This is a genomic window from Actinokineospora globicatena (assembly GCF_024171945.1).
In the GTDB taxonomy this organism is placed as follows: Bacteria; Actinomycetota; Actinomycetes; order Mycobacteriales; family Pseudonocardiaceae; genus Actinokineospora; species Actinokineospora globicatena.
Map to the genome: position 1 here is coordinate 2,493,658 of NZ_JAMTCR010000002.1, position 26,140 is coordinate 2,519,797.

A 26,140-nucleotide genomic window follows, 5' to 3' on the forward strand; every position below is an offset into this window, starting at 1 on the left:
GTGGCTCTTGGACCGGGGCGAGCAGGCAGGGCGGTGACTTTGCTGGTTGCGCGGTGATCACCGGTGCCTGGGGTCCGCGACCTGGGGGTCTGTCGCCGGTGGTGCTGAAATTTCCCGCTGCTGGGTGACAGAAGTTATCCACATGTGGATCTCTGCGGGGGTGCTTTCAAGATCGACTGTCGGTCGGTCCCGGTAGACTGGCCCAGGGACGCCCCCCGGAGAGGGTGGGGGCTGGGCGGGGGAGGGACCGCGCGCGGGCGCGAAGCGGGCCTGGTGGGGTAAGGGCTGGGGCGCGGGGCTGCGAAGCGGGGTTGGGGTGCGGACCGCGCGCGGGCGCGATGTGGGGTAGGGGCGTAGACCGCGTGCGGGGTGCGATGCGGGGGTGGTGAGGTAGGGGCGCGATGCGGGTTGGTGGGGGCGGCTATTGGGTTCGCCAGGTTTTGGGGGTGGTGTCGTCGGTTGTGGGTGGGGTGGGGAGGCCTAGGAGGGCTGGGTCGATGGTGCCCAGGAGGTGCTGGACGCGGTGGTTGGCCTGGATGGTGGCTTGGTCGACGGCGTCCAGGATGAGGGTGGCCAGGTCGGGGTGGCGTAGGGCGGATTCGGTGATGGACAAGGACTTCAGGATGCCGCCGGGGTGGGCGGTGGCTTCTACGCCGGTCGTGGTCATGATGGGTGGACGCCCCCGTAGAAGGTGTTGTGGGACAGGGTGTGGGTGCGGCGTTGGACTGCGTCGCCCGCGTTGCCCTCGATGAGGGTGACCCGGTTGCCGTCCACGCGTTCCACGATGCCGATGTGGGTGCTGGTGGCGGTGTTCTGCGGGCCGGTGCCGAACAGGAGCACGTCGCCGGGGCGGGCGCGGGTCAGGTCCCGGTAGGCGAGTCCTTTGCCCTTGCCCCAGGTGAAGACGTCGCCGGTGAAGGGGAGTAGGGGGATGTTGACGCCCGCGCGGCGCCAGACCCAGGTGGCGAAGGACGAGCACCAAGCGGCGGCGGGGCCGTACTTGTTCGCGTTCCCCGGGCCCTCGTGGTAGCCGAGTTGACCCGCGGCGATCTCGGTGATCCCCTTGTGGTCCCGCTTCGGTTTGTCCACAGGGGATGGTCCGTGCAGCTCGCGGAGCTGGTGGGCGGCATCGGTGAGGGCGACCTTGGTCTCCGCGACGTGCTTGGCCGACTCGGCTGTGTAGTGCCGCACCAGGTCCGCGACCTGACCGACCGCGCGCATCAGGGCGGGACGTTGGCCGACGGCCAGCCCGGCGTCGAGAAGCCTGGTGGCGCGGTCGGTGTACTCGTCGAGCAGCCTGGTCACCGCGCTGTGGCCGGTGGTCAGGGCTTGCGCGACGTCGCCGGTGATGGTCGCTGCCTTGGTCGCTGTGTCGCCGGTGGTGCGCAGGGTCTTGCGGGTGCGGTCGGCGCGCCGACCGAAGCCGTCGGCGTCGCGGCCTACCCAGTCCGCCAGCAGGGTGTGGGTGTCGTCCCGGTGTGCGGCGCGGTGGTCGGCGAGGTCGGTGTGCACCTGCGCAAACGCTTGCTGCGCGCGGGAAGCGTCCTCCGCCTTGCCCGCGAGCCGGTTGCGGTGCTCGACCATCGTCGCGGCGAAGTGGCGGGCCACCTGTCGGGTGTCCACTACAACCGCCGCAGTCCGGCCGCGGTGTCGCGGTCCTGGCGCACGTGCTCGGCCCCGGTCTTGGCCACCGCGATCCCCAACCGCTCCACGTCATCGGCCACGTCCGCCACCCGCTCCCGCAGCGCTGCGGCACAATCCCGCACCGCGTCGGCGAACCCCGACTCCCGCCCGATCCACCCGAACCCGGTCCCGTCCACCACCGCCAACCCCCGCCCAACCCGGCGCAACCCCTCCGCCCGGGCATCGGCCGCCCTGCCGTACCGCGCCAACGCCCCCGGATCGACGGCGAACCCGCCCCCCAGCTGACCGCTGATCAACTCGACCAGCTCGTGCTCGTCCATCCGCCACTCCCTCGTGATTCCCGCCCCCACGCTCGCACCGATGACGATCACGGCGGAACCACCCGTGCACACCCGATCACGGCCGCTGCTCAGATGGGCTAGACGGCGTTGTGTGGTGGGCTAGGTCGCGTAGAGGGTGGCTACCTCGGTGGCGCGGGTCTTGAGGATGGCGTCGCGGCGGAGTTTGAGGCTGGGGGTCAGTTCGCCGGAGGATTCGGTGAAGTCGTCGCGGAGGAGGATGAAGCGGCGGATGCCCTCGGGGCGGGAGACCAGGGCGTTGGCGGCGTCGACGGCCTTGCGGACCTCGGCGCGCAGGGCCGGGTTGTCGGTGGAGAGGCGGTGCCAGCCCCGGGCGACCAGCTCGTCGTGGTCCAGGGTGATCAGGGCGGCGATGAACGGTTGCCGGTCGCCCACCACCAGGCACTGGCTGACCAGCGGGTGGCGGCGCACCGCGTCCTCCAGCACGGCGGGGGAGACGTTCTTGCCGCCCGCCGTCACGATGATCTCCTTCTTGCGCCCCGTGATCCGCAGGTAGCCGTCCGCGTCGAGGGTGCCCAGGTCGCCGGTGCGCAGCCAGCCGTCGACCAATGCGTCCGCCGTCGCCGCCGGGTTGTGCCAGTACCCGGGGGAGACCATGTCGCCGCGCAGGGTGATCTCGCCGTCGTCGAGCACCCGGACCGTGGCGCCCGCGACCGGCCGCCCGACCGTGCCCACCCGGGTCGCGGCCTCGGTGTTGACGCAGATCGCGGCGGCGGTCTCGGTCAGGCCGTAGCCCTCGTAGACCGGGATCCCGGCACCGCGGAAGAAGTGCGCCAGGTGCTCGCCCAGCGGCGCGCCACCGCAGATCGCCGCCCGGCACCGACCACCCAGCGCCGCGCGGATCCTGGCCAGCACCAGCCGGTCCGCGACCACGTGCTTGGCCAGCAGCGCCAACGACCCGGGAGCCCGGCTGTACTCGACGGCGACCTGCTCGGCCGCGTCGAACACCGTGCCCAGCCGGTTCGCCGCCGCCCGCTGCCTGGCCGTGGCGTGCAGCTTCTCGAACACGCGCGGCACGGCGACCACGAACGTCGGCCGGAACGAGCGCAGGTCGTCGGTCAGCGCCCGCACGTCCGGCAGGTGCCCCAGCGTGGTCCGGCTGTGCACGCAGGCCAGCGCGATGGTGCGGGCGAACACGTGCGCCAGCGGCAGGAACACCAGCATCGAGTTGCCCGGCCGCAGCAGCGAGGGGAACGCGGCGAGGTCGGCGCGGGCCTGGGCGAGCAGGTTGCGGTGGGTCAGCACGACGCCCTTGGGACGGCCGGTCGTGCCCGAGGTGTAGACGAGGGTGGCGACGTCGTCGGCCTCGGCGGCCCGGCCGTCGCTGATCGTCACGCCGGAACCGAGGGCGGTCAACTCGTCGATCGCGGACCCGTCGAGCTGCCAGATCCACTCGACCTCGGGCAACCGGTCGACGATCCCCTCCACCACCGCCCGGTGCGCGTCGGTCTCCACGACCACCGCCCTGGCCCCCGAGTCGGCGAGGATCCACGACACCTGCTCGACCGACGACGTCTCGTACACCGGGACCGTCACGCAACCCGCCGCCCAGATCGCGAAGTCCAGCAGGGTCCACTCGTAGCGGGTCCGGGAGATCAACGCGACCCGGTCACCGCGCGCCAACCCGGCCGCGACCAGGCCCTTGGCGATCGCCCGGACGTGCTCAGCGAACTCGGCGGCGGTCACGTCGACCCAGGCCCCGTCGTGGCGCCTGCGCAGCGCGACGGACCCGGGGTGCTGCTCGGCGTTGGACCACACGACGTCGGCCAGGTTCTCCGCGTCGGCCACCGGGGCGACCCCCGCGACCCCGTACTCCTGCACACCGACCTCCCTGACTCGCCGCGCTGGACGGTAGCGCGGTGGGGTCCGCCCACCCCCACCGTGGCATGCTGCGCTGGTGCCGCAAGTCGACGTCGTGGACGAGACGTTCCTCGCCGTACCGCCGCCCGTGGTGGCCACCGTGTTCGCCGACCCGGCCGCGTGGCCCCGGTTCTGGCCGGACCTGCGCCTGGACGTGTACGCCGACCGGGGCGCCGAGGGGTTGCGCTGGACGGTGCGCGGCGGGCTCGTGGGCACCATGGAGGTCTGGCTGGAGGCCGTGCTCGACGGGACCCTGGTGCACTACTTCCTGCGCGCCGACACCCCCGGTCCGCTCACCCCGCGACGGCTGGCCGCCGAGCGCACCCGGCGCCAACTGGCGGCCAAGCGGGTGGCGTTGGGCCTCAAGTCGGTCCTGGAGGCCGGACGGGCACCCGGGGTGGCCCCCGAGCCCGCGTAACCTGTCCGGGTGCGGGTCCACGTGGTGTCCGATGTGCACGGCAACGCCGAGGCACTGGCGCGCGCGGGCGAGGGGGCCGACGCCCTGGTCGTCCTCGGCGACCTGATCGACTTCGTCGACTACCACGACCACTCCGGCGGCATCATGGGCCGCGTCTTCGGCCCCGACAAGGTCGGCGTCTTCGCCCGACTCCGGCGCGAACGCAAGCACGGCGCGGCGGCCACGTACGCGCGGGAACTCTGGGACGGGCTGGAGGACGCGGCCGAGGTCGTCGAAGAGGCCGTGCGGACGCAGTACAAGGAACTCTTCGCGGCGATGTCCGCCCCCACTTACGCGACGCCGGGGAACGTCGACCAGCCCGCGCTGTGGCCCGAGTTCGTGGGCGACGGGGTACGGGTGCTCGACGGGGAGGCGGTGGACATCGGGGGGCTGCGGTTCGGGTTCGTGGGGGGCGCGTTGCTCCCTGCGGGGGCCGTGTTGCGACCGGGGGCGGTGTTCCGGCCCTATTTGCGAACCACGGAAGACTTTGACGCTGGGGTGGCGGCGTTGGGGGCGGTGGACGTGCTGTGCAGCCACGCACCGCCGGACGTGCCGGAGTTGACCTACGACGTGCTGGCTCGGCGGGCGGAGCTGGGGTCGGGGGCACTGTTGCGATCTATCCGGGAGCACCGGCCGCGGTGGGCGGTGTTTGGGCACGTGCACCAGCCGCTGGCGGCGCGGGTGCGGGTGGGGTGGACGGAGTGCGCGAACGTGGGGCACTTCCAGCGGACGGGGCGGGTTTACGTCCTGCGGTGGTAGGCGCTGGGGCTGGGGGTCCGGGGTATGCCGGCTAGGCGAGTCCGGCTCGATTGGGGCTTGGGGTGCTGGGGCTGGGTTGGGGCCCGGGCTGAGGTGAGTCGTGCGGCTGTCGTGTTCGTGTTGGTGACCTGCTTGAGGCTGTCGGTGGCCGTGGTGGCGCGGTGATGTGGGCCGGTGTGAGCTGCTGGTGGCTTGCCCGATCGGATGATCTTTTGTGGTGGGGTTGGGCGATCTTGGGGGTCGTCCTGGGGGCGTGCTGTCCACAAGGGGTCGAGTTATCCACAGGTTTTTGCCGTCACCCCTTCGGGGGAGGGGGTCCTTGTAGACTGGGCCTGGGGACGCCCCCCGGGACAGGGTGGGGGCTGGGGTTTGCGGGGGCGGCCTCCGGAACGGCGGCGGGTGGGGCGCCGGGGATTGGCTTGGGGTGGTCCTCCGGTCGGGCGGGTGGGGTGTTGGCGCGTTGGGCGGTGGGTTGTCGAGCGCGCCGCGACGGGGGCGGGGTGGGGGTGGGTAGTCTGCCGGGCATGGCCGATGAGTCCACCCAGTCCATCGTCGTTGAGGCGTCGCCGGAGCGGATTATGGGGGTGATCGCGGACTTCGCGGCTTATCCCGAGTGGGCGAAGGCGTTCACGGCGGCGGAGGTGGTGTCCACGGGGGCCGGTGGGCGGGCGGAGCAGGTCGCGTTCACGTTGGAGTCGGGGCCGTTCAAGGACACCTACACGCTGGCCTACGAGTGGTCGGCCGACGGGCTCGTGGTCGAGTGGTCGCTGGTGAAGGGGCAGATGCAGCGGTCGCAGAACGGGCGGTACGCGCTCACCCCGGACGGCGCGCGGACCACGGTCACCTACACCCTGTCCGTGCAGCTCGCGGTCCCGATGATCGGCCTGTTCCGGCGCAAGGCGGAGAAGATGATCATGGATACCGCGCTCAAGGAGCTCAAGCGCCGCGTCGAGCAGGGCTGAGTGCGGGTCCTCCTCTTCACCGGCAAGGGCGGGGTCGGCAAGACCACCCTCGCCGCGGCCACCGCCGCCCTGCTGGCCGGGCGCGGGCACCGGACGCTGGTGGTCTCCACCGACCCGGCGCACTCGCTCGCCGACGTGCTCGCCGTCCCGCTCGGACCCACCCCGTCCCGAGTGGACACCGCGCTGCACGCCGCGCACATCGATGCCAGGGCGCTGGTCGACCAGTCCTGGCCCGCGCTGCGCGAACACCTCGGCCGGTTCGCCGCCGGGCTCGGGTTGGCCGCGTTGGACGCGGAAGAACTGACCGTCCTGCCCGGTGTGGACGAACTGCTGGCGCTCACCGAGGTCGCGCGCCTCGCCCGCACCGGCGAATGGGACGTGGTCGTCGTCGACTGTGGACCCACGGCGGAAACCCTGCGGTTGCTCGCGTTGCCGGAGGCCATCGCGGCGTACCTGGAGCGGTCCCGCGCCCGGGTGCTCGCGGACGTGCGCGCCGCGGCGGCCGTCGCCACCGATCTCGCCGAGCACCTGGCAGACCTGCGATCCCTGCTCACCGACCCCGCCACCACCGGCGTCCGCCTCGTGTTCACCCCGGAGCGGCTGGTGGTCGCCGAGACCCGCCGGACCCTGGCCGCCCTGGCGCTGCGCGGGATCCACGTCGACGCCCTGATCGCCAACCGGTTGGTGCCGCGGGCGCGCCGGTGGCAGGGACCGGCGGCGGCGTGGTTGCGGGCCCGGCGGTCCGAACAAGACGCTGTGATGTCCGATTTGGACGCGGGTGGTGTACCGCTGCGCGTGGTCGAACACCGTGCGGCGGAACCCGTTGGTACAGCGGCATTGCTCTCTCTCGCCGCTGACCTCTACGCCGACACCGACCCCCTTGCCGCCCGCCCGGCAGGCACCCCTCTCCTCTCCATCACCCCCGACGGCCCAGACCACCTCCTGCGCCTCGCCCTCCCCCTCCCGGCAGCCGCGGACCTCGACCTCGCCCGCGTCGGCGACGACCTCTCCATCACCATCGACGGCGTCCGCCGCGTGATCGCGCTTCCCCTCCTCCTGCGCCACCACACCGTGACCGACGCCGAAGCCGACGCCGCCGGCCTGCTGGTCCGCTTCGCCGCGGAGCGCACATGACCGCCCAGGAGCCCGGATCGCGGTTGGCGGAGGAGCTTGCCTTGTTGCTGGCGGCCGCCGCCGAGCGGGTGGGGCCCTGGTTGGACCGCGTGGCGGCGACGGAGCATTCCGACTCGCCGTGCGAGATGTGTCCACTGTGCGCGGTCGTGGCGTTGGTGCGCGGGGAGCCGAATGAGTTGGCGGCCAAGAGCATCGACCGGTTGGCGGACGTGGTGGCGTTGCTGCGGGCTGTGCTCGCGGACCGGTGGCAGCCGGGGGAACCGCACATGCCGGGGTTCAAGCCGGAGGAGGCGCCGCGGTCATCCGACAGGGTGCAGCGGATTCCGATTCGGCGGACCGGGGTGTCGCATGACGACGATCGGGGTTGACGTCGGTGGGACCAGTGTCCGCGCCGGTGTCGTCGACGCGGGCGGACAGGTTCTGGCCAGGGCAAGGGGATCGAGCCACGGTGACCCGATCGACGAGATCTGCCGGGTCATCGCGGAACTCCGTGCCGCGCACGAGGTGACGGCCGTCGGACTGGCGGTGGCGGGCTTCGTGGCGCAGGACCGGCGGACGGTGATGTTCGCGCCGCACCTGCCCTGGCGGGACACCCCCGTCGCCGACGTCCTGGCTGCCAGGGTCGACCTCCCGGTGGTCCTGGAGCACGACGCGAACTCGGCCGGGATCGCCGAACACCGGTTCGGGGCACTGAAAGACGCCTCCGTCGGGCTTCTTATCGCTCTGGGGACAGGCATCGGCGCGGCGCTGCTCATCGACGGGACCGTGTACCGGGGCGCCTTCGGGGTCGCGCCGGAGCTCGGTCACCTGCGGGTCGTGCCGGACGGTCAGCCGTGCCCCTGCGGCAAACGGGGCTGCTGGGAGCGCTACTGCTCGGGCACCGCGTTGGCCGCCACCGCGAAGGACCTGGGCGCGGGAGACCTCACCGGACGCCAAGTCGCCGATGCCGCCCACCAGGGTGACCCGACCGCGCTGGCCGCTGTCCGGGAAGTAGCGCGCTGGCTGGGCGAAGGCCTGGCCCTGGTGGCCGACGCCTACGACCCCGAGGTGGTGGCGATCGGCGGCGGCGTCTCCGGGTCCGCCGACCTCATCCTCCCCGACGCCACCGCCCGGTACCGCGAGCTGATGACCGGCGCCGGGCACCGACCCACGGCACGCGTCGTCCGAGCCACCCGCGGCGACGACGCGGGCATGGTCGGCGCGGCCACCCTCGCCGCGGCCCTGGCATGACAACGGCGGTGCCCCCAGAGATCGGGGACACCGCCGTGACAGGTCAGGAGCGCAGCATCTCCGCGACGAGGAACGCCAGTTCCAGGGACTGCTGGGTGTTGAGGCGTGGGTCGCAGGCGGTCTCGTAGCGGCCGGAGAGGTCCGCGTCGGAGATCTCCTGGGCGCCGCCGAGGCACTCGGTGACGTCCTCGCCGGTCAACTCGACGTGGATGCCGCCCGGGTGGGTGCCGAGCCGGTGGTGGACCTCGAAGAAGCCCTGGACCTCGTCGACGATGCGGTCGAAGTGCCGGGTCTTGTAACCGGTGGAGGACTCGTGGGTGTTGCCGTGCATCGGGTCGCACTGCCAGATGACCCGGTGGCCGGAGGCCTCGACCTTCTCCACGATGGCGGGCAGGACCTCGCGGACCTTGCCGTTGCCCATCCGGCTGATCAGCGTCAGCCTGCCCGGCTCGTTGCGCGGGTCGAGCCGCTGCACGTACTCGACCGCCAGCTCCGGGGTGGTGGTCGGGCCGATCTTGAGGCCGATCGGGTTGGACAGCAGCTCGGCGAAGGCGATGTGCGCGCCGTCGAGCTGGCGGGTGCGCTCCCCGATCCACAGGAAGTGCGCGGACAGGTCGTAGAGCTTGGCCTCGGGACCGGCGGTGTCCATCCGCAGCAGGGCGCGCTCGTAGTCGAGCAGCAGCGCCTCGTGGCTGGCGTAGACCTCGACGCTGTGCAGCGAGGAGTCCTCGACGCCGCAGGCCTGCATGAACCGCAGGCCCCGGTCGATCTCGGTGGCCAGCGCCTCGTAGCGCTCACCGGCCGGGGAGGTGCGGACGAAGTCGCGGTTCCAGTCGTGGACCTTGGTGAGGTCGGCCAGACCGGCACCGGTCGAGGCGCGCACCAGGTTCATCGCGGCACCGGCGTTGGCGTACGCGCGGATCATCCGGGACGGGTCGGGGACCCGGGCCTCGGGCGTGGCGACCAGGGAGTTGACGATGTCACCGCGGTAGACCGGCAGGCCGAGCGCGTCGGTCTTGGCCGAGCGCGGCTTGGCGTACTGACCGGCGATGCGGCCCACCTTGACCACCGGCATGCTGGCGCCGTAGGTGAGCACGACGGCCATCTGCAGCAGCGTGCGGATGTTGCCGCGGATGTGCGGCTCGGTGTTGTCGGCGAAGGTCTCGGCGCAGTCGCCGCCTTGCAGCAGGAAGGCGCGGCCGTGCGCCACCTCGGCCAGCCGGTCGTGCAGCCGGTCGATCTCGGCGGGCACGGTGATCGGCGGCACGCTCTCGAGCAGGGTGCGCACCTGGCGCACCTGCTCGCCGTCTGGCCACTCCGGCTGCTGGGCCGCGGGCAGGGACAGGGCGGCGTCGAGTCGGGTGCGCAGTGCGGGCGGCAGCGGTGGCAGTTCCGGGAGGGTGTCCACCGGCACGTCGACGGTCCAGTTCACCTCACCAGACTACGAGTTCGGTCCACCGGGTTGGGCGGCGGGAGGAAATATTTCACCGGCCCTTCTCCCCGGCGGAAATGCGTAACAGCGGCGCACTGGCGAATTGCGCCCCGACCCCGGTGTGGACCACCTCGCGCGCAACCCCATCCGACCCCTGCGCTCGACGCCACCCGATCAGCCTCTGCGGTGACCGTCGTGACAGCGCCTGCGGGACCACGACCAGGGGATACGCGCTCGGGCGATGACGCTCGGTCACCACCAGGTGCCGGGTTCCGGTCCGCCACGGAGGTCGGCGAGAATTCCGGTCAAGTGGTCTATTGGCCGTCCGGTGCGGAGTTGGCCAATAGCGATCAACGGCGCCATCGCCAGGCACCAGCGCGCCAGCCGCCGCGAGGAGAGCGACGTCACGGAAACCAGGTCCGCTAATCGCACGCGGACGTCCGATTGGGCCAGGACGTAATCCACCGCGTCGAATTCCGCTTCCCCCAGCAGCCCCTGCGGGTCGATCGCCACCACCCCGCGCGGACCCGCGTCGAGCAGGTTGTCGCGGTGCAGGTCGCCGTGCAGCAACACCGGCGCGGGTCGGGTGGCGACTAGTTCTTCTGTCAGCTCGCGGGAGCGGTGCAGGTGCTCGGCGGTGACGGGGCCGTTCGGCGGGAACCGGGCGAAGAAGCCGGGGATGTCGTCGAGCAGGACTGCGCGCGCGTGGTCGGCCGGGTTCGGGACGGAGTGCAGGTCGCGGAGCAGGGCGGCGAACTGGTGCAGGTCCGGCCAGCGGGCCACGCCGTTGATGTGCTCCATCAGGACGGCGCCCTCGGTGTCGGCGATGATCTCCGGCGCGCTCGGGCGGTAGAGGCGCAGCACCCGCACCTGCGCGGCCAGGACTTCGGCGTCCGGGGACACCTTCAACACCAATGGCGACCCGCCTCGGGTGACCCGCATGGTCACGCCGGAGTTGCCGTCGGCGAACACCTCGCCGAGCGTGAGGTCCCAGGTCGCCGCCACCCGGTCGAGCAGGTTCGGGAGGTCGTCGAGCCACGGCTGCACGGAGTCGCCGTAGCGGCGGCGCATCCGGTCATCGACGTTCACAGGGCGGGGCGCTTGTGGGCCCACGGTCGGATGCCCTCGAACTGCGCGGACAGGGACAGCAGCAACTTCTCGGAACCCGGCGGCGCGATCAGTTGCACGCCGACGGGCAGGCCGCGCTCATCCCGGCTGACGGGGAGGGCGGCGACGGGGTAACCCAGGACGTTCCAGGTCGGCAGGTACGGGATGCGCGCGGTGACGCCCAACCACGTCGTCACCAGCGTGCTGCTGCGGAATAGGCCGACTGCGGGCGGTGTGCGGGTCCACGTCGGCTGGAGGACCACGTCGTGGTGGGTGAGGAACCCGGCCATCCTGGCGTGCAGGTCGGCCTCGGCGGACCTGGCCCAGCGCAGCACCCGGTCCGGGACGCGGCGGCCGATGGCGGCGATGTGCCGGGTGCGCGCCTCCAGCCACCCGGGGTGCGGCAGCGCGGCGACGTCTTCGGCGACCCCGCGCAGGTAGCGGACCACGAACTGCGGCGTCGGCCGGGCCCCCAGCGGCGGATCGGCCTCGACCACGCGGTGGCCCAGGGAGCGCAGCGTGTCGGCGGCGTCGAGCACGGCTTGGCGGCAGGCGGGGGCGAGGGGCGGGACGCCGAGCGGGGTGCGCCAGGACAGGGCGACGCGGGTGGGCTCGGGGACGGAGTCGACAGCGGCGCGGTAGCCGCGGGTGTCGGCGAGCGCGTCGAGCAGCAGACCGACGTCGGCGACCTTGCGGCCCATCGGCCCGATCGTGGACAGGCCCTGCCAGCCGCCCGCGGGTTTGGGCTCGGTCGACACCAGGCCCCGGCTGGTCTTGAGGGCGAACACGCCGCACGCGGCGGCCGGGAGGCGGATCGACCCGCCGCCGTCGGAGCCGGTGGCCGCGCCGACGATGCCCGCGGCGATGGCGGCGGCCGAGCCACCGGAGGAACCGCCGGGGGTGTGCGCCGGGTGCCACGGATTGCGCGTCGCGCCCGCGGTTTTCGACTCGGTGAACGGCCACAAGCACCGTTCCGGCGTCCGGGTGTGACCGATGATCACGGCACCCGCCGCGCGCAACAGTGCGACGGCGGCACTGTCCTTTTCGGCCACCGGGAACTGCGGTCGACCACCCTGCGCGGTGAAATCGCCCGCGACGTCCAGGTCGTCCTTGACCGCGACCGGCACGCCGAGCAACGGCAACCGCTCACCCGCATCGATGCGACGCTGGGCGGACTTCGCCTCTTCCCGTGCGCACTCGGCGTAAACGGTGCGGAAGATGTTGAGCGTCCCGGCAAGGTCACCCGCCCGCCGCAACACCGACTCCAGCAACTCGGGCGCGGTAGTCCAACCGTCGCGCAACGCCCGTGCCTGGGCGTCGGCCCCGACCCAGAGCAGTTCGTCCATGGCCGCACCATAGACCGTGCGCGAGCCCGTTTCAGCTCCTCAGTTCAACGCGGCCACACCCGCGTTGAGCAGCGACGCATAGAGGATCCAGGCCAGGTAGGGCGCCAACAGCCACGCCGCGACCGGCCGAACCCGCCGAAACCGCACGATGGTGGCGACCACGGCCACGTCGAGCAGCACGATCACCACGAACCCGGCCCACAGCCACTGGAGGCCGAAGAAGGTCGGGGTCCAGGCGAGGTTGAGCAGCAGTTGGACGGCCCAGACGGTTAGCGCCACCTTGACCTGGCGGGGCTCCTGCGCGCGCCGCAACCACACCAACCACGCGGCGACCGCGATCAGCCCGTACAGCACCGTCCACACGGGACCAAACAACCAGTTGGGCGGCGTGAACCACGGCTTGTCCGCCGTCGCGTACCACCCGCGCACGTTGTCGATCGTCGCCAACGACCCCAACCCGGCGACGGCGTAACTGAGCAGGAGGAACCCCGCGAGCGCGAACCAGTCCTTCGAACGGGTGACCATGCCGTTAAGTCCACCCCAGGTCGGCCGACCCCACAACTCGACACTCAGCCTGCTGAACATCACCCCTGATCAGGCGGGGTGTCGTGCGGGCCGCCTTGGGCCGATGGGGTGGCGGCAGGATCTCTGCCAGTCGAACCCCGGCCCCGGCGGCTTCGGTGAGCCTGCCCCCGGACGGTGCTTCCCAGGGCGACTGCGGCGCCGATGTGCCCGAGGCGGCCGAGGTGGCCGCTCTCGCGACTCGATGCCCAGCTGCTGAGTCATCGCCGCTGATCAGGCCGCTTTGGTCGGTGCGGGAGGCCGGGGCGGCGAAGACCCAAGCGGGGAGATGACGGCTGGCATCGCGGCTGATCAGCGCCGCGCCTGGGGGCTGGCCGTTCGCCTTTTGGTGCTCGTTCTGCTGAGCATCCCTCGCTGATCAGGCGGTGTGTCGTGCGGGCTTGCCGAACTCGCCGCGCGGGCCGCCTTGGCCGGTGGGGGGCCAAGGCGGCGGGGGGGGTTTAGCCGAAGAAGACTTCGGCTTCGGCGTAGCGGTGTAGGGGGACGGTTTTGAGTTCGGCGGTGGCTTCGGAGAGTTTGACGCGGACGATGTCGGTGCCCTTGAGGGCGACCATGACGCCGAAGTCGGCGTCGGCTACGGCGTCTACGGCGTGGAGGCCGAAGCGGGTGGCGAGGACCCGGTCGTAGGCGGTGGGGGTGCCGCCGCGTTGGGTGTGGCCGAGGACGACGGCGCGGGATTCCTTGCCGGTCTTGGCGGCGATCTCCTCCGCGAGCCAGGTGCCGACGCCGCCGAGGCGGACGTGGCCGAAGGCGTCCTTCTCGCCGGTCAGCAGGACCTCGTTGCCGCCCTCGGGCAGCGCGCCCTCGGCGACCACGATGATCGGAGCGTACTGGCGCTCGAAGCGGCGCTGCACCCACTCGATGACCTTGTCGACGCTGAACGCGCGCTCGGGCACCAGGATCACGTTGGCGCCACCGGCCAGGCCGGAGTGCAGGGCGATCCAGCCCGCGTGCCTGCCCATGACCTCCACGACCAGCGCGCGGTGGTGCGACTCGGCCGTGGTGCGCAGCCGGTCGATCGACTCGGTCGCGATGTGCACCGCGGTGTCGAAGCCGAAGGTGTAGTCGGTGGCGCCGAGGTCGTTGTCGATGGTCTTGGGCACGCCGACCACGCCGACGCCGTCGTCGGTGAGCCGCTTGGCCACGCCGAGGGTGTCCTCGCCGCCGATGGCGATCAGGGCGTCGACCTCGTGCTCGGCCAGCACCGCCTTGATCCGGTCCACGCCGCCGTCGACCTTGTACGGGTTGGTCCGCGACGAGCCCAGGATGGTGCCACCGCGGGTGAGGATGTCCTCCACGTCGTCGAGCCCGATCGGCTTCAGGTCGCCCTCGAGCGGGCCCTTCCAGCCGTTGCGGAACCCGACGACGTCCCAGCCGTGGGTCTCGATCCCCTTGCGCACGACCGCCCGGATGACCGCGTTGAGCCCGGGGCAGTCGCCACCCCCGGTGAGTACGCCGACCCGCATGACTACCCGACCTTCCACACTCGCGTCCGTGATGGGCATCACGGCCTCACGAGCCCAGCCTGCCGGCAACTGAATCGGTATAGCAAGGAGGGTGGGCCCGCTACCGACCGTTGCGGCGCTGCCACAGGTCGTCGATGACCCGCCAGCGGACCAGGTTGTGCCGCGCGTCGGCGAGCGCGTCGTGGGCGTCGTCCGGCGGGGCGGGCAGCGGCGGCTTGCCCACGTCCTCCCAGCGCTGCCGCAGCTCGCGGGTGAACCGGGGGATCACCCGGGGCAGCGCGGGCATCGCACCCCAGAGCTGGCCGATCGCGACGTGGTCGTAGGCGCCGAACCAGGCCCACAGCTCGACCTTGTCCTTGGCCCGCGGCGGCGTCAGGAACTCCAGCAGCCTGCGGCGGATCTCGGCCTTGTCGCACCAGGACTTGTCCGCTGGCGAGGGCAGCTTGTCCAACACGTTGGCCCGCACCCACGGCCCGGCCTTCGCCGGGTCGAACTCGGTCGAGACCGCGTAGAACTCCCGGCCGTCCTCGTCGACGACACCGATCGACACCAGGTCGATGGTCAGCCCGTCCTCGATGAACTCGGTGTCGTAGAAGAAACGCACCGACCAAGCCTAGGTCACCGGCCGCCGGTGGATACTGATCGACATGCGCACACGGGCACTGGCGACCGTGCTGGTCGCCACACTGGTCGCGACCGGCTGCGGCGGGTCGTCGTCGGCGGCGGTCAGCTTCGCCGAGGTCGTCCTCCCAGGTGAGGCGGTGACGCTGACGCCGTTCGGGGACGAACTGCTGATCGGCACCCGGTTCCCGGGCGAGCAGCCCGCGCCCGGCCTGATCCGCCTCGACGTCAACGGCGGGCTCACCGAGGTCCCGCTCACGACCGCCACGCCCTACGGCGCGCTCGCCAAGTGGACCGCGATCGACACCGACGGCAAGCGGATCTACGCGGTCGGCGGGGAACGCGGCGGCGCCCACGGTAACGTCCGGTGGAGCGTGTGGGACGGCGACAGCACCGGCCTGGTCGAGAAGCGCCAGGCGTTCAGCACCTTCGGCGGCTACGGCGCGGGCGACCTCATCGGCGTGAGCAGCACGCCCGCCGTGATCGGCAACTGGGAGAACCCGACCGGCGGCTTCGACGTCACCACGTGGACACCCGAGGGCGACGACTGGATCAGGCAGCCGTCGGCGGGCACCGCGCTCGAAGGCGGGCGGGCCGCGTTGCCGTTCCCCATCGCCTCGACCCGCGCGGGCACCGGGATCCTCGTAGTGGGTTGGCAGTTCGCCGACGGCATCGAGCAACCGGTCGTCTGGCGCTCCAGCACCGGTATCACCGGTTGGACCAAAACCCCGCTACCGACCGACGGTCCCGGCGCGGCGATGGCCGTCCACTGTGACGGGTCCACCTGCACAGTCGCGGGCCGGACCAACGGGAACCTCGCGCTCTGGCGCCTGACCAACGACTCGTGGGCGCAACTGCCCAAGCCGCCCGCGGTCGCGGTCAGCGACAAGGACACCCTCGCGGCGCCGCTGACCACCGACGGCGCGACCACCCAGGTGATCACCGACGGCGACCGGGTCAAGGCGCTGCGGCTCACCGACGGCACCTGGTCCACCCGGGAGGTGACCGGTCCACACGGGAAGGTCACCGCCGCGACCACAGCGGGCACCGTCACCTTCCTCGTCGCGGACGGCACCCTCTGGCGCGCCGAAACGAGCAGATTGCGCTGACCTCTTACATGCCAGCGGCCTCTTAGTGCTGCTGGTCCCACATGCCGGTGGCGATCACACGCGGGTGATGCTCGCGGTGTGGAGGAGGCGTTCGGTGGTGAGGAGGTGGTCGTCGGCGCCGATGAGGCCGAAGACGCCGACCAGTTCGCGTAGGAGGACCACGCGTTCGGTTACGGAGAGGTCGGTGCTGCGGGTGATCTCGGTGAGGACTGCCTGAGCGGCTGAGCCCGCTATGTCTGGGAGGCCGCCTTCGGCTAAGAGGCGGGCTTGGCGGACATGGGTGCGGTGTTCGCCGAGGCTGGTGCGGGTTACTAGGACGTCGTGGGCGTCGGCGGCGCTGGTGGCCAGGATGCGGCGTTCGGGGACGTGGTCCGGTGGCACTAGGCGGTGCAGGTGGGGGGCACGGTCGTGGGTGAGTAGGTGGAACCAGTCGCCCAGGTTGCCTGCGGTAAGAGCGAACATCCGGCCCAAGTGGTCACCTAGGCGCAAGCGGCCTGCCCAGTCGTTGCTGCCAGGTAGGTCGAACGCGGGGAACGTCGTGTCGAGCACCGTGGACGGTGACTGCGGGAGCAGGTTCCACGCGGCGAGCGCGGGTACGACCCTGTCGCCCTCGGTGCGGCCGTAGAGCAGCACGACCGGTAGGCCTGACAGCGCGCCGCGGATGGTCCACACGTCAGTGTCGAAGTCGCGCAACGGCCGCTGGACCAACCGGGGGACCAAGGCCAGGTCGTCGTGCCACGGGCTGGCGGTCCACGCGCGGCGCAGCGCGACGGCGATCCCGGTCGAGCCCGGGTTGGTGTCCTCGGGATGGAACGGGGCGATCACCAGCGCGGGCCGCCTTCCGCCGTCGGTGTGCTCGGCGACCAGGTCACGGGCCCGCGAGGACGACCCGGCGAGCGCGTTGTCCGGACCGTGGCGCTCCACGGCGGCGATGTGTGTGTGCACCACCGAGGTCACCGAACCGCGGTCCCAGTCCACGGTCGGCGTGCTGGCCGCGACCAGGTCGCCCGCCACGTGGACCGCAGGGCCGACCCAGTCGAACGAGACCGCCGCCCTGGTCAGCTCCGCGAGCCGGGACCGGCCCCGACGCCTGGCCGAGGGCGACTGCCCGCGGGCGCCCACCGCGCCGAGCCGGTCGGTCTGGCGGACCACACCGGCCAACCCGGCGAACCTGGCCAGTTTCCCCGACTCCACCGCGTCTTCGGTCGACACCCGCACCCCACCCGGATTCGCTGCTTGACCGGGGTGTTTCGCCCTGCGGGCCGCAGCGTTCCCCCTCGGCGGCACCTTTCACCCGATGAGCCCAAGGATCACCGGCGAAAACGTCACTTCTCGCGGTCAGCTCGCCTCGCGCACCCGGTCGCGGTCACCGGACTGGACCGGCAGCGCGAGGGCCGCCTGCTGCTCCTTGGCCTTCGCCGCGTAGATGTCGACGTACTCCTGGTCGGAGAGCTCCATCAGGGCGTACATGATCTCGTCGGTGATCGAGCGCTCGACGAACCGGTCGCCCTGCAGGCCCGCGTACCGGCTGAAGTCCAGCGGCGGGCCGATCCTGATCCGGATCGGGTAGGGCTTCCAGATCTTCGAGCCGATGGGGTTGGCCTTGTCGGTGCCGATCATGATCACCGGCAGCACCGGCACCCCGGCCTCCAGCGCGATCCTGGCCACGCCGGTCTTGCCCTTGTAGAGCCGACCGTCCGGCGAGCGGGTGCCCTCGGGGTAGATGCCCACCAGGTGCCCCTCGCGCAGCAACCGGATCACCGTGTCCAGCGCGGCCTGCGCGGCGTTGCCCCCGGAGCGGTCGATCGGGATCTGACCGATCCCGGTGAGGAACCACTTCTTGAACCAGCCCTTGAACCCCGAGCCGGTGAAGTACTCCAGCTTCGCCGGGAACGTCATCCGGCGTGGCACCACCAGCGGCAGGAAGAACGAGTCGGACACCGCGAGGTGGTTGCTGGCCAGCAGCGCACCCCCGGTGGCGGGCACGTGTTCGAGGCCCTCGACCCTGGGCCGGAAGAACAGGTGCAGGATCGGGCCGAGCAACACCCGCTTCATCAGCCAGTACAGCACGCGACCAGCGCTCCCGTCTCCCCTTGTGTTGCCGTCGAGCCTACGAACGCGGTGCCCCGCGGCACAACGGCGGGGCCCGGTCGGATTCGCCCGCGGCGGTAGGGGCGCGCGCGGCCCGGTTCGTGCGACGATGGCCGTGTCCCACGCACGCCGGTGAAGATCATAGGAGGGGCGCGAGGTGCCTGCGCTCGACCATGGCCTGCGCTTCGCGCACGACGGCTCGTCCGAGGTCGGCGTGCTGCTCAGCCACGGCTTCACCGGCTCACCGGTGAGCATGCGCCCCTGGGCCGACCGGCTGGTCGACGAGGGCTTCAGCGTCCGGCTGCCGCTGCTGCCCGGCCACGGGACGCACTGGCGGGAGATGAACCGGACGACCTGGCCGCAGTGGTACGCCGAACTGGAGGCGTCGCTGGCGGAGCTGACCGAGCGCTGCGCCACCGTGTTCGCCTTCGGGCTGTCGATGGGCGGGGCGCTGTGCCTGCGGCTGGCCCAGGAGCACGGCTCGCAGATCGCGGGCCTGGTGCTGGTGAACCCGTCGGTGCTGACCACCCGTCCGGCGGCGCGGCTGCTGCCGGTGCTCTCGCGGCTGGTGCCCTCGGTCGCGCCGATCAGCGACGACATCGCCAAAGCCGGGGTGAGTGAGCACGCCTACCCCCGCACCCCGTTGCGCGCGCTGGCGAGTCTGGCCAAGCTGTGGGGGACGGTGCGCCGGGACCTGCCCAGGGTCGACCAGCCGGTGCTGCTGCTGCGCTCGGCGGTCGACCACGTCGTGGAACCGGAGAACGCCGCCGCGGTGCTGGGCGGGATCGCCAGCCGCGACGTCACCGAGGTCGTCCTGGACAACAGCTACCACGTCGCCACCCTCGACCACGACGCGCCGGTCATCTTCGACCGCAGCGTCGAGTTCGTCCGGCGGGTGCGTGCCGACCGGGCAGGTGATCCGCAGTGAAGGACGGACCCGAGGACGTCGACGCCGCGTTCGCGCAGATCGTCGCCGACCTCGAACGCGAGGGCGTCGGCCGCGACCTGCCCGAGATCGCCAAGGACCGGGTCCCCGAGGACCCGCCCGCCGACGTCCCCGCCCGCCCCGCCTCCACCTGGCGCGCCCACGACACCGAGATCGACTGGTCGAACGACAACAACGACGAGCACTACGAGCCGCCGGAGCCGCCGCCGCTGCCCCGGCTGCGACCGCTGACGATCGTGGCCATCGTGCTGCTGACCGGCGGGGTCGTGCTGCTGACGCTGGCGAGCATCCTGAGCTGGGACGCCCGGATCACGACGCCGACGGCGCTGGTCGCCCTGGCGGCGGGCATCGGCCTGTTGCTGCTGCGCGCCCGCAAGTCCCCGCCCGCGCTGGACGACGACAACGGCGCTCAGGTCTAGCCGCCCGCCTGAGTCACCAGGCGAAGGCGGTGACCTTGTCGCCCTTGCGGAGCTTGGTCCCGGGGGGCGGGCTCTGGCTGAAGATCCGGCCGTTGCCGTTGGAGAAGGGCTGCAGCTCCAGGCTGAGGCCCAGCTGCTGGAGCATCGCCTGGGCCTCGGCGACGGGGCGCTGGTTGAGGTCGGGGACGGTCACCGCGGACGACACGACCACCGAGACCCGCTTCGACGCGCCCGCCTCGATCTTGGTGCCGCTGCCCGGGTCGGTGCGGACCACCCGGCCGCCCTCGACGTCGCCGGAGAACTCCTGGGGACCGTCGAAGGGCTCGAAACCGGCGGCGGTCAGCGCCTGGAACGCCTCGTCACGGGTCTTGCCGCGCACGTCGGGGACGGGTTTGGGGGCGGGGCCCTTGCTCAGGATGATGACGACGCGCTCGTTGAGCTGGACCTTGGTGCCCGCGGGCGGTTCGAGCTTGACCACCCGCCCGGCGGGGATCTGCTCGTCGTAGACGTTCATGGCGTCGTCCACGGCGGCCCGCAGCTCCTCCTTGCCGACCGAGCGCTCCGCCTCCTCGCGGCTGGCGCCGGGCCGCACGTCCGGCACGACCGGCTTGCCCGACGACACGACCAGCTCGATCTGGTCGCCGCGCAGGGCCTCCGCGCCCGCCGCCGGGTTGGTGCTGATGACCAGCCCCGCCTCGATGTCGTTGTCGCGGACCGTGGTGACGCTCGGGCTGAGGTCGGCCGAGCGCACCAGCTGCTGCGCGGACTCCGAGTCCTTGCCCGCCAGCGTCGGCACCTCGGTGTAGCGGCCGCTGGAGAACCACCAGATGCCGGTGCCGAGCAGGCCGAGCACCAGCACCCCGATGACGCTGAGCAGCACCAGCCGCCTGGTCGGGTTCGGGGGAGGCGGCGGCGGAGCGGGGTGCTGCTGCTGGACCTGCGCGGGGAAGCCGTACGGGGCCGACGGGGGACCGCCCGCCTGGGCGGCCGAGTCGATGACCTTCTCCAGGTCCGACCGCAGCATCGCGCGCGTGCCCTGCGGCCCGGCGGCGGAGAACCCGGGCATCGGGCGGACCACCGTGGCCGACGACGGGGCGGCCTGGACCGGGTTCTCGCCGGTGACCACGGCCAACGGCACCCGCACCGTCTCCTCCGGGTCGAGCGCGGCGACCTCCTCGACGGCGGCGTGCGTCGGGCCGGTCGGGGTGGGGGGCCGGGTCGACAGGGCGCCGGAGACCCGCACGGTCTCGTCGACGTCGATGGCCTTCGGGATCGGCACCCGCATCCTGGGCAGCGACAACGCGGCGCGGACCTGCTGCAGCTCGGCGAGGAACGCGGCGCCGTCGGCCGGCCGGGCGGCCGGGTCGCGCCTCGTCGCGCGGACCACCAGTTCGTCGAGCATCGGCGGGATGCCGGGCACGGTCGCGCTCGGCGGCGGGACGTCGTCGTTGACGTGCCGGTAGGCCACCGACAGGGCGTTGTCGCCGTGGTAGGGCGCGGAGCCGGTCAGCGCCTCGTAGAGCACGATCCCCGCCGAGTACACGTCACCGCGCGCGGTCGCCGCCCCGGTGGTCACCTGCTCGGGGGAGAGGTAGGCGACGGTGCCCAGGATGACGCTGCTCTTGGTCGTCCCCACGCTGGAGATCGCCCTGACCAGGCCGAAGTCGGCGACCTTGACGATGCCGCCGGTGCCGATCAGCACGTTCTCCGGCTTGACGTCGCGGTGGATCAGCCCGGCCCGGTGCGCGGCGGCCAGCGCGGACAGCACCGGCTCCATGATCGCCACGGCCAGCGGGACCGGCAGCGTGGTCCGCTCGGTGAGCAGGTCGCGCAGGGTGCCGCCGGTGACCAGCTCCATGACCAGGTACACGTGGTCGCCGTCGAGCCCCTGGTCGTGCACGGCCACCACGTTCGGGTGGTGGATGCGGGCGGCCGAGCGCGCCTCCCGCTCGAACCGCTCGACGAAGGACTTGTCGTCGGCGAAGCGGGAGTCCATCACCTTGATGGCGACCGGCCGGTCGAGCCGGGTGTCGACACCCCGGTAGACCGCCGACATCCCGCCCCGCGCCACCGGCGCGTCGACCCGGTAGCGCTGCTCGAGCAGCGCCCCGACGAGACTCGGCCCCTTGTCCTCCACAAGGGTGGATCGTACGGAGCCGCGCGCCCGCGCGCGCCGACCCCCGGACATCCGCGCGCCGCCTGCCGGGGGCGTGAACAAGCACCACGCGGTCGGGGCGGGTGGTCGACTGCCCACATCCGGCCGATGTGGCATCGTTGGTCCGTGAGTTCAATCCCCGCGGCCGCCGACGTGCTCGACCCCGACGTCCCGGTGCTGCCGCTGCCCGATGTCGCCGAACGCCTCGACCAGCCCATCACCCGGGTGCACCAGGCACTGCGCGACCACCACCTGATCGCGGTCCGCCGCCGCGGCGTGCTGATGGTGCCCGCCGAGTTCATCACCGACGACGGGGACGTGGTCAAGGGCCTGCCCGGCACCATCACCGTCCTCAACGACTCCGGCTTCAGCCCGGACGAGGTCATCCGCTGGCTCTTCACCGCCGACGAGACCCTCCCCGGCCGCCCCATCGACGCCCTGCGCGGCGACCGGGGTCGAGAGGTCAAGCGCCGCGCCCAAGCCCTGGCGTTCTAGCCCCGGGCAGTCAACTGGCGCGGGTAAGCCTGGCGAGCGCGCACTTAGCCACGCCGGGTAGTGCTATCGCGGCTTTGCGCCCGGCGGGAACTATGGCCCGCCGGGTCAAGACGTCGTGGTCGGCCTTGGCGATCTCATCCAGGATCGCGCGGTAGAGCTGGGTGGCGGTCGCCACGCAAGGGCGCGATATCGGGTCTAGAAGCGCGATGCCCGGCGCGGCTGAGCGGTAGATGGCTCGGGCTAGAGCGGCGAAGTGGGCCACGGCGCGGCGGACCGGGCGGTCCGGGCCGTGGGTTCGGGCCCACGTCAGCCGTTCGCGGTCCACGCCGAAAGCGGCCAAGTGGTCGGCGGGTAGGTAGACGCGGCCTCGGTCCAGGTCCTCGCCCACGTCGCGGAGGAAGTTGGTCAGCTGGAAGGCCTCGCCTAGCGCCGCGGCGTAGGGGGCGGCTTCGGCGCGCGGTGACACGGTGCCCAGGACGGGTAGGAGCATCAGGCCGATCACGCCAGCGGAGCCGTGGGTGTACTCGGCCAGCTCGTCCAGATTGGCGTAGTCGGTGACTGTTAGGTCCATCCGCATCGAGTTCAGGAAGGCGCCGAACAGGTCCTGATCTATGCCCCAGCGCCGCACTGTGTCGGCTAGGGCTAAGAGCACTGGCTGCCCGGTAGCTCCACCGTCGAAGGCAGCCTTGAGTGCGTGCTCCAGCGCCAAGAGGTCACCGGCGGGGTCGACTCCTGGGTTGTCGACGATCTCGTCAGCGACCCGGGCGAACCCATAGAGCGCGTGTACCGCTGGGCGACGCGCGGGCGGCAGCAGCCGGGTCGCCAGGTAGTACGTACGACCGTGGTGGGCGTTGATCGCACGGCTGCCCGCGTAGGCCGCGTCCAGCGTCGTCAGCGCGCGCACCCCGCCCATTGACCTGCCGGGCACTCCCCGCCCGCGGCACGGTAGGCGTCGACCAGTTGCTTGAGGAGCCCGTAGGCCGAACCCGCGTCCCCGGTCGCGGTCACCAGGTCCACCCGGCAGACCGACCTGGTCGCGCCCATGCACACCGCGAGCTGACGGTCAGCCCTGTCTGTCCAGTGCTTGCCGGTCACGCCGTACTTCCAGACCTTCTTGCCGCCGTAGCCGATCGCGAACACGTAGTGCGAACCCTCGGTCAGCTTCGCCTTGGCGTCAGCGGGGGCGGCCTTGGACAGCGCGGTCACCTTCGTCAGGTCCGGCGCCTCGGCCAGCACCACGGTCGACCACTCCACGCTGTACGGGTGGTTACCCGGCACGGAGTTGGCCTTCGCGAAGAACTGCACCCACTCCTGGCTCGACAACGTGCAGGTAGCGCTACCCGCCTGCCCTGGTGCCACCGGTCCGGCGAGCGCCTCGCACGCACCGAGTGGAGCGCTGTCGCCCTGCCAGTTCCCGCGCACCGACACACGCACCGCGGCCTTGGTGCCGTTGGTGAAGCTGACGACGATCGAGCACTTCGCCGCGTCGCAGCCCTCGAAGGTGTGGCCGCTCTCTTGCACCGTGTTCAGCACGTCGACCGGCGCGCTCAGCTGCCCGGCCGCCGCGGCCACGTCCTGGTAGAACTTCGCCAGGTCACCGGTCGCGTCTGCGACGGTCGTGGACAGCTTCTTCACCGTCGTCGACGCGGACTGCCCCACCGAGTCCAACTCGATCTTCAGCACGCCGTGCGGCGCGGTCTCCGCCAGGTACGCCGCGCCCTTGACCAGCGGTACCCGGAACACCTTGGCGCCTGCGAGGTCCGTGCGCTTGCGCTCGGCCAGCGGCAGCTCGGCGTCCTCGGCCTTGTCGGTGTCGACCACCAGGAACTGGCTCATCGACTCCGGGGTGAACACGTCGGCCAACTCCACGCCGATCAGCACCCCGGGGACCTTCACCCAGCGGTCGGCCACCGCGGTGCCCTTGTTCTCCGCGTTGCCCACCCCCGACAGCGTCGCCCAGAACTCGGCGGCGGCCTTGAGGTAGGTGCCGCGCTCGACCACCAGCACCGACGCGGCCTTGCCGTTGACGTTCAGCGAGCCGCTGACCTCCCCGCCGCTGGCCGCCGCGAGGTCGAACTCGACCGGATCACCGGAGGCCGAGGTCAGCGTGCCCTTGTAGCGCAGCAGCCCCGACTCGCCCAGGTCGTCGAGGGACTGCACGGCGGACGCGGCACCACTGGGCGGACCGATCTCGGTGGCCACCGGGGACCCGGCCACCGACGTGCTGCACGCCGCCGCCGTCGCCAGGACCACGCCCGCGACCAGCACCCGGCCGCCCACCCGCGCCCCGGTGGCCGCGGGGACGAATTCGGGGAACGCCGAGACCCGGTCCCGTGCTGTGTCCCGCCAAGCTGCCCAGCGCATGTCGCCGCTCCCCGTCCGCCACCGGCCCACCGCGCGCATTATCGCGGCACCGGGTGGCCAGGAGCCAAAGATAGCCTCACAGCCCGCTCACGGACCGCCGCCGCCCCGCCGCGCCCGCGCCAGCCGGGCCGGTCACCCGCAGTGCCGCCAGCCGACCGGAGATCACCACCGGCGGGATGCCCACGCCCGGGGTCGTCCCGCAGCCCGCCAGCACCACGTTGTCCACACCGGGCACCAGGTTGCGCGGCCGGAACGGACCGGTCTGGGTGAAGGTGTGCGACGCCGAGAACGGGGTCCCGTCGGCGAGGCCCTGCGCCGCCCAGTCCGCCGGGGTGACCAGCCGCTGCACCTCGACGCTGTCGCCGAACCCGGTCAGGCCGCGGGACTCGAGCACCCGCACCAGCTCGTCGCGGTAGATCGGGCCGATCCGCGCCCAGTCGATCGGGCCCGTGCGCAGGTTCGGCGCGGGCGCGAGCACCGACACCTGCTGCCTGCCCGCAGGCGCCATCCCCGGGTCGGTCGCGGTGGGACGGGTGACCAGCAGCGAGGGATCACCCATGAGCGTCCCCCGGCGGGTGAGCTCGTCGAAGGTCCGTTCCCACGCGGCGCCGAAGAAGATCGTGTGGTGGGCCAGCGCGTCCCAGGACCGGGTGACCCCCGTGTGCAGGACGACCGCTGACGGTGAGTAGCGCACGGGCAGGGGTCTGCGGGGGCGGACGCCGAGCAACCGGTACGCGACAGGCAGGTCCGCTGTGACGACCACCGCGTCGCAGGTGATCCGCTCGCCCGCCGTCGTCCGCACCGCGCGCACCCTGGAGCCGACCCGCTCCAGCCACGCCGCGCTCGTCGAGTACCGGAACCGCACCCCTGCCCGGCCTGCCGCGTCGGCCATCGTCTCGGCGACCGAGCCGACTCCGCCGCGCCGGAAGTACACGCCTGCGACGGTGTCCATGTAGGCGATCACGGCGTACGCGGCGAGTGCCCGGCTCGGGGCAACCCCCGCGTAGAGGGACTGGAAGGAGAACAGCCTGCGCAGCCGTTCGTCCTCGATGTACCGAGCGACCGCGGGGCCGAGCTTGCCGAAGCCGCCCAACCACGCGAGGCGCGCTAGATCCGTGCCGAGCAGGTCTAAGGGGGAGTCGAAGTTCGCGCCGATGAACCTGTCTCGCTGCACGCGATAGAGGTCGGTCAGCCACGCGCGCAGCCGTAGATAACCAGCGGCCTCTTGTGGGCCTGCGACTCGCCGCACCTCGTCGGCCATGGCTACCGCGTCGGTGTGCACGTGGATGGTGCTGCCGTCGGCGAAGTGCGCGCGGTACGCGGGGTCGAGCTTGACGAGGTCTAGGTCCAGCGAAGCGCCCACCGCATTGAGGGCCTCTTCGACCAGTTCGGGCATGGTCAGCACGGTCGCACCGGTGTCGACCGAGTACTGCCCTAACTGGTCGCGGCGCGCGCGTCCGCCGGGAGTTGGCGCTGCCTCTAGGACAGTCACCTCTCGGCCCGCGCCCGCTAGGTGCAACGCGGCGGACAGCCCGGACAGGCCCGCGCCGATGACGACGACGTGGTCGGTGCGACCGGGCAGCACCCGGGTACCGCCCACCG

26 protein-coding genes are annotated in these 26,140 nt (G+C 72.0%); 10 read left to right on the top strand and 16 right to left on the bottom strand.

Features of this window, described 5'->3' with window-relative positions; translation table 11 throughout:
• Positions 1-421: 421 nt before the first annotated feature.
• The 4 genes from LV79_RS11275 to LV79_RS11290 form a co-directional block, all read right to left on the bottom strand.
• Positions 422-667, bottom strand: coding sequence for a hypothetical protein (locus LV79_RS11275; protein WP_253834827.1), 246 nt, complete (start codon positions 665-667; stop codon positions 422-424).
• On the bottom strand, positions 664-1,623 hold the full coding sequence (locus tag LV79_RS11280) for a C40 family peptidase (protein ID WP_253834829.1): 960 nt from the start codon (positions 1,621-1,623) through the stop codon (positions 664-666). The genes LV79_RS11275 and LV79_RS11280 overlap by 4 nt, the downstream gene beginning before the upstream one ends.
• Positions 1,623-1,964, bottom strand: a complete 342-nt coding sequence (locus tag LV79_RS11285) for a hypothetical protein (RefSeq protein WP_253836063.1) — start codon at positions 1,962-1,964, stop codon at positions 1,623-1,625. The genes LV79_RS11280 and LV79_RS11285 overlap by 1 nt, the downstream gene beginning before the upstream one ends.
• Positions 1,965-2,084: 120 nt before the next feature.
• Positions 2,085-3,824, bottom strand: a complete 1,740-nt coding sequence (locus tag LV79_RS11290) for an AMP-dependent synthetase/ligase (protein WP_253834830.1) — start codon at positions 3,822-3,824, stop codon at positions 2,085-2,087.
• 76 nt (positions 3,825-3,900) lie between these two features.
• Here LV79_RS11290 and LV79_RS11295 point away from each other — a divergent pair, with 76 nt between their 5' ends.
• The 6 genes from LV79_RS11295 (at position 3,901) to LV79_RS11320 (ending at position 8,405) form a co-directional block, all read left to right on the top strand.
• The gene (locus LV79_RS11295) at positions 3,901-4,281 is read left to right on the top strand and encodes a polyketide cyclase / dehydrase and lipid transport (protein WP_253834831.1); all 381 of its coding nucleotides are present in this window, start codon (positions 3,901-3,903) and stop codon (positions 4,279-4,281) included.
• Positions 4,282-4,290: 9 nt separating this feature from the next.
• Positions 4,291-5,079, top strand: coding sequence for a metallophosphoesterase family protein (locus LV79_RS11300; protein WP_253834835.1), 789 nt, complete (start codon positions 4,291-4,293; stop codon positions 5,077-5,079).
• Between the two features lie 524 nt (positions 5,080-5,603).
• Positions 5,604-6,041, top strand: a complete 438-nt coding sequence (locus LV79_RS11305; protein ID WP_253834836.1) for an SRPBCC family protein — start codon at positions 5,604-5,606, stop codon at positions 6,039-6,041.
• Entirely contained in the window at positions 6,042-7,175 is a 1,134-nt protein-coding gene (locus tag LV79_RS11310) for an ArsA family ATPase (protein ID WP_253834837.1), read from the top strand.
• Positions 7,172-7,543 carry a hypothetical protein gene (locus tag LV79_RS11315; protein WP_253834838.1) on the top strand — a complete coding sequence of 124 codons (372 nt, stop codon included), beginning with the start codon at positions 7,172-7,174 and terminating at the stop codon, positions 7,541-7,543. The genes LV79_RS11310 and LV79_RS11315 overlap by 4 nt, the downstream gene beginning before the upstream one ends.
• A complete protein-coding gene (locus tag LV79_RS11320) occupies positions 7,524-8,405 on the top strand; it encodes an ROK family protein (protein WP_253834839.1) in 882 nt (293 codons plus the stop codon). Before LV79_RS11315 ends, LV79_RS11320 begins: the two co-directional genes overlap by 20 nt.
• Before the next feature lie 43 nt (positions 8,406-8,448).
• Here LV79_RS11320 and LV79_RS11325 read toward each other — a convergent pair whose 3' ends face one another.
• From LV79_RS11325 to LV79_RS11350, 6 genes are all read right to left on the bottom strand, one after another.
• Entirely contained in the window at positions 8,449-9,837 is a 1,389-nt protein-coding gene (locus LV79_RS11325) for a class II 3-deoxy-7-phosphoheptulonate synthase (RefSeq protein WP_253834840.1), read from the bottom strand.
• Positions 9,838-10,089: 252 nt separating this feature from the next.
• Positions 10,090-10,926, bottom strand: coding sequence for an aminoglycoside phosphotransferase family protein (locus tag LV79_RS11330; protein WP_253834841.1), 837 nt, complete (start codon positions 10,924-10,926; stop codon positions 10,090-10,092).
• Positions 10,923-12,290: an amidase family protein gene (locus tag LV79_RS11335; RefSeq protein WP_253834842.1), complete on the bottom strand. Its 1,368-nt coding sequence runs from the start codon at positions 12,288-12,290 to the stop codon at positions 10,923-10,925. Before LV79_RS11335 ends, LV79_RS11330 begins: the two co-directional genes overlap by 4 nt.
• A gap of 39 nt (positions 12,291-12,329) precedes the next feature.
• The gene (locus tag LV79_RS11340; RefSeq protein WP_253834847.1) at positions 12,330-12,815 is read right to left on the bottom strand and encodes a TspO/MBR family protein; all 486 of its coding nucleotides are present in this window, start codon (positions 12,813-12,815) and stop codon (positions 12,330-12,332) included.
• A gap of 497 nt (positions 12,816-13,312) precedes the next feature.
• Positions 13,313-14,338 carry a 6-phosphofructokinase gene (locus LV79_RS11345; RefSeq protein WP_253834849.1) on the bottom strand — a complete coding sequence of 342 codons (1,026 nt, stop codon included), beginning with the start codon at positions 14,336-14,338 and terminating at the stop codon, positions 13,313-13,315.
• 100 nt (positions 14,339-14,438) lie between these two features.
• Positions 14,439-14,942: a polyadenylate-specific 3'-exoribonuclease AS gene (locus tag LV79_RS11350; protein WP_253834850.1), complete on the bottom strand. Its 504-nt coding sequence runs from the start codon at positions 14,940-14,942 to the stop codon at positions 14,439-14,441.
• Positions 14,943-14,985: 43 nt separating this feature from the next.
• On the opposite strand from LV79_RS11350, the gene LV79_RS11355 reads away from it, so the two are divergent.
• Entirely contained in the window at positions 14,986-16,068 is a 1,083-nt protein-coding gene (locus LV79_RS11355; RefSeq protein WP_253834851.1) for a hypothetical protein, read from the top strand.
• Between the two features lie 54 nt (positions 16,069-16,122).
• Here the strand turns inward: LV79_RS11355 and LV79_RS11360 are convergent, their stop codons facing one another.
• Both LV79_RS11360 and LV79_RS11365 read right to left on the bottom strand, forming a co-directional pair.
• Positions 16,123-17,280, bottom strand: a complete 1,158-nt coding sequence (locus LV79_RS11360; protein ID WP_253834852.1) for a hypothetical protein — start codon at positions 17,278-17,280, stop codon at positions 16,123-16,125.
• A 126-nt stretch (positions 17,281-17,406) separates the two neighbouring features.
• Positions 17,407-18,138 carry a lysophospholipid acyltransferase family protein gene (locus LV79_RS11365; RefSeq protein ID WP_253834853.1) on the bottom strand — a complete coding sequence of 244 codons (732 nt, stop codon included), beginning with the start codon at positions 18,136-18,138 and terminating at the stop codon, positions 17,407-17,409.
• 178 nt (positions 18,139-18,316) lie between these two features.
• On the opposite strand from LV79_RS11365, the gene LV79_RS11370 reads away from it, so the two are divergent.
• Complete coding sequence (locus LV79_RS11370) at positions 18,317-19,087, top strand: alpha/beta hydrolase (RefSeq protein ID WP_253834855.1); 771 nt, start codon at positions 18,317-18,319, stop codon at positions 19,085-19,087.
• Positions 19,084-19,524 (top strand): DUF308 domain-containing protein, encoded by a 441-nt coding sequence (locus tag LV79_RS11375; RefSeq protein WP_253834856.1) that lies wholly within the window; start codon positions 19,084-19,086, stop codon positions 19,522-19,524. Before LV79_RS11370 ends, LV79_RS11375 begins: the two co-directional genes overlap by 4 nt.
• 13 nt (positions 19,525-19,537) lie before the next feature.
• Here the strand turns inward: LV79_RS11375 and LV79_RS11380 are convergent, their stop codons facing one another.
• Entirely contained in the window at positions 19,538-21,661 is a 2,124-nt protein-coding gene (locus tag LV79_RS11380) for a protein kinase domain-containing protein (RefSeq protein ID WP_253834857.1), read from the bottom strand.
• A 144-nt stretch (positions 21,662-21,805) separates the two neighbouring features.
• Here LV79_RS11380 and LV79_RS11385 point away from each other — a divergent pair, with 144 nt between their 5' ends.
• Positions 21,806-22,174 carry an Rv2175c family DNA-binding protein gene (locus tag LV79_RS11385; protein WP_253834859.1) on the top strand — a complete coding sequence of 123 codons (369 nt, stop codon included), beginning with the start codon at positions 21,806-21,808 and terminating at the stop codon, positions 22,172-22,174.
• A gap of 10 nt (positions 22,175-22,184) precedes the next feature.
• Here the strand turns inward: LV79_RS11385 and LV79_RS11390 are convergent, their stop codons facing one another.
• From LV79_RS11390 to crtI, 3 genes are all read right to left on the bottom strand, one after another.
• The gene (locus LV79_RS11390; RefSeq protein WP_253834861.1) at positions 22,185-23,087 is read right to left on the bottom strand and encodes a phytoene/squalene synthase family protein; all 903 of its coding nucleotides are present in this window, start codon (positions 23,085-23,087) and stop codon (positions 22,185-22,187) included.
• Complete coding sequence (locus tag LV79_RS11395) at positions 23,066-24,538, bottom strand: hypothetical protein (RefSeq protein WP_253834862.1); 1,473 nt, start codon at positions 24,536-24,538, stop codon at positions 23,066-23,068. The genes LV79_RS11390 and LV79_RS11395 overlap by 22 nt, the downstream gene beginning before the upstream one ends.
• A gap of 76 nt (positions 24,539-24,614) precedes the next feature.
• On the bottom strand, positions 24,615-26,138 hold the full coding sequence (crtI, locus tag LV79_RS11400) for a phytoene desaturase family protein (protein WP_253834863.1): 1,524 nt from the start codon (positions 26,136-26,138) through the stop codon (positions 24,615-24,617).
• Positions 26,139-26,140: the final 2 nt, after the last annotated feature.